The sequence below is a fragment of the Burkholderia sp. Tr-862 genome, assembly GCF_011753085.1.
Classification (GTDB): Bacteria; Pseudomonadota; Gammaproteobacteria; order Burkholderiales; family Burkholderiaceae; genus Burkholderia; species Burkholderia ambifaria.
The window spans coordinates 1-6,197 of record NZ_VWWG01000252.1 but is presented as its reverse complement, the minus strand read 5'-3'; the positions used below and the strand labels follow the sequence as shown (position 1 = coordinate 6,197).

General features: G+C 72.3%; 8 protein-coding genes. 5 read left to right on the top strand and 3 right to left on the bottom strand.

The features are described 5' to 3' along the window. From F3J14_RS32920 to cobC, 5 genes are all read left to right on the top strand, one after another. Positions 1–232: iron chelate uptake ABC transporter family permease subunit (locus F3J14_RS32920; RefSeq protein WP_166726462.1), on the top strand; the 232-nt coding region annotated here is incomplete at its 5' end. Next, on the top strand, positions 229–1,041 hold the full coding sequence (locus F3J14_RS32915; protein ID WP_166726461.1) for an ABC transporter ATP-binding protein: 813 nt from the start codon (positions 229–231) through the stop codon (positions 1,039–1,041). The genes F3J14_RS32920 and F3J14_RS32915, both read left to right, overlap by 4 nt. A 52-nt stretch (positions 1,042–1,093) precedes the next feature. Then, positions 1,094–2,149 carry a nicotinate-nucleotide--dimethylbenzimidazole phosphoribosyltransferase gene (gene cobT / locus F3J14_RS32910; RefSeq protein ID WP_166726460.1) on the top strand — a complete coding sequence of 352 codons (1,056 nt, stop codon included), beginning with the start codon at positions 1,094–1,096 and terminating at the stop codon, positions 2,147–2,149. Then, positions 2,139–2,918 carry an adenosylcobinamide-GDP ribazoletransferase gene (locus F3J14_RS32905; protein WP_166726459.1) on the top strand — a complete coding sequence of 260 codons (780 nt, stop codon included), beginning with the start codon at positions 2,139–2,141 and terminating at the stop codon, positions 2,916–2,918. Before cobT ends, F3J14_RS32905 begins: the two co-directional genes overlap by 11 nt. Next, a complete protein-coding gene (cobC, locus tag F3J14_RS32900) occupies positions 2,903–3,487 on the top strand; it encodes an alpha-ribazole phosphatase (RefSeq protein ID WP_166726458.1) in 585 nt (194 codons plus the stop codon). The genes F3J14_RS32905 and cobC overlap by 16 nt, the downstream gene beginning before the upstream one ends. Positions 3,488–3,535: 48 nt before the next feature. On the opposite strand, the gene F3J14_RS32895 is transcribed toward cobC, so the two are convergent. The 3 genes from F3J14_RS32895 to F3J14_RS32885 all read right to left on the bottom strand — a co-directional run. Further along, the gene (locus tag F3J14_RS32895; protein ID WP_166726457.1) at positions 3,536–4,462 is read right to left on the bottom strand and encodes a cobalamin-binding protein; all 927 of its coding nucleotides are present in this window, start codon (positions 4,460–4,462) and stop codon (positions 3,536–3,538) included. Beyond that, positions 4,459–5,478 (bottom strand): threonine-phosphate decarboxylase CobD, encoded by a 1,020-nt coding sequence (gene cobD, locus F3J14_RS32890; protein WP_166726456.1) that lies wholly within the window; start codon positions 5,476–5,478, stop codon positions 4,459–4,461. The genes F3J14_RS32895 and cobD overlap by 4 nt, the downstream gene beginning before the upstream one ends. After that, on the bottom strand, positions 5,471–6,197 hold a 727-nt coding region (locus F3J14_RS32885), incomplete at its 5' end, for a CobD/CbiB family cobalamin biosynthesis protein (RefSeq protein ID WP_166726455.1). The genes F3J14_RS32885 and cobD, both read right to left, overlap by 8 nt.

Below are 6,197 nucleotides of genomic sequence, written 5' to 3'. Positions count from 1 at the left end.
CACGATCAGCTTCGTCGGCCTCGTCGTGCCGCATGCGCTGCGGCTCGCATTCGGCAACGACCAGCGCATGCTGCTGCCCGCCGCGATGCTCGCGGGCGGCGGCGGCGTGATGGCGGCCGACCTGCTCGCGCGCACCGCGATCGCACCCGCGCAATTGCCGGTCGGCGTGATGACCGCGTTGATCGGTGTGCCGGTGTTCCTGTGGATGTTGCCGAGGAGACCGATGCGATGACGCGCGCCGTACCGCATACCGCCGGTGACATGACCTGCGCGGCGGTCGACCTGACGCTGAAGGCCGGCGACCGGACGCTGCTCGACGGCTTCACGCAGGCGTTCCGGCCCGGTGAAATCTGGTGCGTCGCGGGGCCGAACGGCGCAGGCAAGACGACGCTGCTCGCGACGCTCGCGGGCCTGCGGCAGCCGGCCGGCGGCCACGTCGAGATCGACCGCCTGCCACTCGCCGCGTGGCCGCCTGAACAGCTCGCACGGCGCCGCGCGCTGATGCCGCAGCAACTGCACGACGCGTTCAGCGCGACGGTATTCGACACGGTGCTGCTCAACCGCTTTCCGTATCTCGGCGGCTGGGGCTGGGAGCGCGACGGCGACCGCGCGGCGGCGCGCGATGCGCTCGCGACGTTCGGGCTGAGCGCGCTCGCGTCGCGCGACGTGCTGTCGTTGTCGGGCGGCGAGCGGCAGCGCGTCGCGCTGGCCGCGACGCTGTGCCAGGACGCGCCGCTGATGCTGCTCGACGAGCCGCTCGCCCATCTCGACCTGCATCACCAGATCGATGGCCTCACCGCGCTGGGCACGTGGCTCGACGCGGGCCCGCGCACGGTGCTGTTCTCGTGTCACGACCTGAATCTCGCGCGGCGTTTCGCGACGCACGCGCTGTTGCTCGACGGCCGCGGCCGTGCGTGGGCGGGCCCCGTGCACGACGTGCTGACGCCGGCGCGCGCGAGCGACGCGTTCGGCTACCCGCTCGTGCTGATCCGAGAGAACGGCCGCGACGCGCTGCTGCCCGCGTGGCCCGAGCGGCGATGAACTTCTTTCTTTCGATGCGCGGCACCGGCCGCGCCAACGAGGCAATCTTCCGATGACGAATCCGACCGACTTCCCTCCTGCGATCGCGCCGCTCGACGATGCGCTGCGCAAGCGCCTGCAGCACGTGATCGATCACAAGACCAAGCCGCCCGGCAGCCTCGGCCAGCTCGAGGCGATCGCGTTGCAGATCGGCCTGATCCAGCGCACCGAGCGGCCGCACGTGCAGCGTCCCGTGACGATCGTGTTCGCCGGCGACCACGGGATCGCGGCCGAGGGCGTGAGCCCGTATCCGCAGGCGGTCACCGCGCAGATGGTGGCGAACTTCCTGGCCGGCGGCGCGGCGATCAATGCGTTCTCGGGTGTCGCGCAGTGCGTGCTCGAGATCGTCGATGCGGGCATCGCGTCGACGCTGCCGGTATCCGACCGGCTCGTGTCGCTGCCGGTTGGGCGCGGCACGCGCAACTTCGCGGCCGAACCCGCGATGACGCGCGACGAGGCGACGACGGCGCTCGCGGCCGGTGCCGCGCGGGTTCGCCTGCACGCATCGCTTGGCACGAACGTGATCGGCTTCGGCGAAATGGGGATCGCGAACACGTCGTCGGCCGCGTGCCTGATGAGCCGCCTGCTCGACGTGCCGATCGACGCGTGCGTGGGGCGCGGCACGGGCCTCGACGACCAGGGGCTCGCGCACAAGCGCGCGGTGCTCGGCCGCGCGCTCGTCCGGCATTCGCACGCGATCGCGCCGCTCGACGTGCTCGCGACGTTCGGCGGCTTCGAGATCGCGATGATGACGGGCGCGTATCTCGCGGCCGCGAGCGAGCGGATGACGATCCTCGTCGACGGCTTCATCGCGACGGCCGCGCTCCTCGTCGCCGAGCGCATCGCGCCCGGCGTGCGCGACTACTGCGTGTTCTCGCATACGTCACACGAGGCCGGCCACCGGCGCATGCTCGAGCATTTCGGCGCGAAGCCGCTGCTCGCCCTCGACCTGCGGCTCGGCGAAGGCACGGGCGCCGCGCTCGCGCTGCCGCTGGTGCGCGCGGCGGCCGCGTTCCTCACCGAGATGGCGAGCTTCGAATCCGCGGGCGTCGACAATCGTGACGCCTGAGCGCGCGCGCGGCGGCGTACGCGCCGAACTGCGCTACTTCTTCGTCGCGCTCGGCTATTTCACGCGCGTGCCGGTGCCGCGCGCGATCGGCTACGCGGCCGGCGATCTCGACCAGGCCGCGCGTTACTTCCCGCTGGTCGGCGCATGCGTCGGCGCGTGGGGCGCGCTCGTCTATCTCGCGGCGCTGCGCGTGCTGCCCGCATCGATCGCGGTCGGCCTGTCGATGGCCGCGACGCTGCTCGCGACCGGCGCGTTCCACGAGGATGGCCTGGCCGACAGCTGCGATGCGTTCGGCGGCGGCTATACGCGCGAAGACGTGCTGCGGATCATGCACGACTCGCGCATCGGCACGTTCGGCGCGGTCGCGCTCGTGATCACGCTCGGCCTGAAATGGCAGGCCCTCGCGGCCATGCCGCCGCTGCGCGCCGCGTGGACGATGGTCGCCGCGCATGCGGCGAGCCGGGCGGCGGCGGTGAGCCTGCTGATGTCGCTCGACTACGTTCGGCCGGAGGGCAAGGCGAAGCCGGTCGCGCAGCGCATGGGCGCCCGCGCGGCCTGGGTCGCGGCCGCATTCGGGCTGCCGTGGCTGTTGTGGCCGGACTGGCGCGCGGGTGTCGCGGCCTTCGTCGCGCTCATGCTCGTGCGGGCATGGGCGGCCCGCTATTTCGTGAAGCGGATCGGCGGTTATACCGGCGACTGTCTCGGCTTCGCGCAGCAACTGGGTGAACTCGCGATCTATCTGGTGGTGCTCGGATGGATCTCGTCCTGATTCGCCATCCGGCCGTCGATGTCGAGCCGGGCGTTTGCTACGGACGCAGCGACGTGCCGCTCGCCGCCTCGGCCGACGCGGGCGCGCGGGCCGTGCGCGAGCGCCTGGCAGCGCTCGGGGCACCGTTGCCCGAGCAGGTCTGGACGAGCCCGCTGATACGTTGCGCGTCGATCGCCGAACGGCTCGCGCAGGCGTTGGGCGTGCCGCTGCGGCGCGACGCGGGCTGGCAGGAAATGGACTTCGGCGCGTGGGAGCTGCAGCGTTGGGACGATATCGACCGCGCCGCGCTCGATGCGTGGGCGGCCGACCTGATGCATGCGTGCGCGCATGGCGGCGAAAGCGTTGCACGATTCGCCGCGCGTGTCGCGCGGATCGCGGACGCGGTCGCGCAGACCGACGCGCCGCAATGGGTACTCACGCATGCGGGCGTGATTCGCGCGCTCGCAGCGCACGCGTTGCGCGTGCCGCTCGATACGCTGCTGTCGCGACCGGTGCCGACGGCCGGCGTCGTGTGGTTGCGCGTGGATGATGCTGCACGCACGTGGGAAGTCGTCCACTGGGACGCGTAGGCGAAGCGCATGCTCGCCTGAAGCGCACAAACGCTTCGAAGCGCGGAATCAGCGCGCCGGCCGCCGCGCCCGCGCGGCGTCCAGATCCTCGCACAGCGCGGCCGCGCCTTGCGCGATCCGTGGTGACGGCCGGGTCAGCAGATCGCCGTCGATCGCGAACAGGTTGTTGCGCGCCACGGCCGTCAGCGCGGGCCACGCACGCCAGCGCGCGAGGCTCGGCAGCGGCGCGTCCGAGCGCGTCGCGCCGGCGCTCGTCGTCACGATCGCTTCCGGATTGGCCGCGAGCACGGCCTCGTCGGTGACGCTCGGCGCGAGCGGCTTCAGCGCCGCGAACACGTTGCGGCCGCCGCACAGCGCAATGACTTCGTTGAATAAGTGCTCGCCGTTGAGCGTCGTCAGCGGCCGGTCCCATACCTGGAAGAACATCGTGACGGAGGCGCGCGCCGCGTAGCGTGCGCGCAGTGCCGCGATGTCGCGCGAGAACGATGCCGCGGCTGCGTCGGCGACCGGTGCCGTGCCGAGCAGCGTCCCGAGCTGACGCAGGGACGTCGCCACGTCGTCGAGGTGCTTCGGTTCGCTGAAGAACAGCGGGATGTGCAGCGCCCGCAGCGCATCGGTCTGCCGTTCGGCATTGCCGTGCCGCCAGACGACGATCAGGTCCGGCTTCAGCGCGGCGATCCGCTCGAGATCGAGCGCCTTGTTGTCGCCGACGCGCGGCACGGCCTGCGCGGCGGGCGGATAGTCGCTGTACGTGACCGTGCCGACCAGCTTCGCGCCGCCGCCAGCTGCATAGACCAGTTCGGTCGCATGCGGCGCGAGACTGATCACGCGTTGCGCCGGGGCGGGCAGCGTGACGGTATTGCCGGTATCGTCGCGGGCCGTGACGTCGGCGTGAGCGACCGGCGCGTGCGCGAGCGCGACCAGCGTCGCGAGCGGCGGCAGTCGGCGCAACAGGCCCAACAGACGAGCGTTCATGCGGATACCTGTTGCAGCATCGGGACGCACTCCGCGAGCGCGCCGGCGACGCGCCGCCATTCGGCTTCGCAACCCGGCAGGCCGACGCGCACGCTCGACGGTTGCGCGAAGTGCCGCGTCCAGATTCCGCGTGCGGCGAGCGCCGCATGCAGCGCGCCGGCGCGCGGGTCGTCGGTCCAGCTGAAGAGCGGTGTCGCGTGCACGGAGAAGCCGTGCGTGCGCAAGAGCGTGGCGAGTCGTTCGCCGTCGGTCGCGAGCCGTTCGCGCGCGGCCGCCTGCCATGCGCGATCGGCGAACGCGGCGGTGACCGCGTGACGCGCGGGGCCGCTGACGGTCCATGCGCCGAGCACGTCGCGCAGCGCGGCGACCAGGTCGGGATGCGCGAGCACGAAGCCCGCGCGAATGCCGGCGAGCCCGAAGAACTTGCCGACCGAGCGCAGCACGACCAGACCCTGTCGATCGGTGTACTGCGCGAGCGATGGCGTGGCGCCCGTATCCGCGAAGGCCTCGTCGACGATCAGCGTGCCGCCGCGTGCCGACAGCTGCGCATGCCAGCCGAGCAGCCGTTCGGTCGGCACGCATTCGGCGGTCGGATTATTCGGATTCCCGACGATGACGTGACGCACCGTTGCAGGCAATACGTTCGCGTCGATGTCGAGCGGTACGACGCGATGGCCGTGGCGCGCGAAGGCCGGCGCGTATTCGCCATACGCGAGTGCCGCGACGCCGGCGTCGCCGGTTGGCAGCAGCGCGGGCAACGCGCGGATCGCGGCCTGGCTGCCGGCGACCGGCAGCACGTGCGCGGCATCGGGCGCGTGATAGTAGCCAGCCGCGCACGCGGCGAGCGCATCGCCGTCGTCGGGCAGCCGGCGCCATGCGTCGGCCGGGACCGGCGGCACCGGATAGCCGACCGGATTGATGCCGGTCGAAAGGTCGAGCCAGTCGTCGTGCGGAATGCCGTGGCGGCGCGCGGCTTCGTGCAGGTTGCCGCCGTGCGGGATGCGTGCGTCAGACATGATGGGTAGCGAGGATGAGTGCGCCGCTCGCGACGAGCAGCGCGAGCCACAGCGCGAGCGTGCGCGTGACGAGCGACAGCGCGGCGACGACGTGCACGGCCGTCGCGCTCGCGCCGGTGCCGAGCGCGGGACGGTCTTCGATTTCGCCGTGATAGACGGCCGGGCCGCCGAGCTGCACGTTCAGGCTGCCGGCGCCTGCGGCCATCACGGGGCCCGCGTTCGGGCTGTCCCAGTGGCGTGCCTGCGTGCGCCAGCAGCGCCACGCGGCGGCCGTGTCGCCGAGCAGCGCGTAGCTCGCGGCGGTGAGGCGTGCGGGAATCCAGTTGAGCGCGTCGTCGAGGCGCGCGGCGGCCCAGCCGAAGGTCAGGAAGCGCGGCGTGCGGTACCCCCACATCGCGTCGAGCGTGTTCGCGAGCCGGAACAGCAGCGCGCCGGGGCCGCCCGCGACCACGAACCAGAACAGCGCGCCGAAGATCGCGTCGTTGCCGTTCTCGAGCGCCGATTCGACGGCCGCGCGCGACAGCGCGCCTTCGTCGGCTTCGCTGGTGTCGCGTGACACGATGCGCGCGGTCAGCGCGCGTGCGGCGTCGAGATCGTGCCGCAGCAGCGCGGCGGCGATCGGTGCGACGTGGTCGGCGAGGCTCTTCGCGCCGAGCGCGAACCACAGCAGCGCGACGTGCAGCGCGGCCGCGAGCGGCCAGGGCAGCACGGCCGCAGCT

Excerpts from the sequence above, each read along its gene's own strand:
- cobC (WP_166726458.1), top strand. The coding sequence starts at position 2,903 with ATGGATCTCGTCCTGATTCGCCATCCGGCCGTCGATGTCGAGCCGGGC.
- cobD (WP_166726456.1), bottom strand. The coding sequence starts at position 5,478 with ATGTCTGACGCACGCATCCCGCACGGCGGCAACCTGCACGAAGCCGCG.
- cobT (WP_166726460.1), top strand. The coding sequence starts at position 1,094 with ATGACGAATCCGACCGACTTCCCTCCTGCGATCGCGCCGCTCGACGAT.
- F3J14_RS32895 (WP_166726457.1), bottom strand. The coding sequence starts at position 4,462 with ATGAACGCTCGTCTGTTGGGCCTGTTGCGCCGACTGCCGCCGCTCGCG.
- F3J14_RS32915 (WP_166726461.1), top strand. The coding sequence starts at position 229 with ATGACGCGCGCCGTACCGCATACCGCCGGTGACATGACCTGCGCGGCG.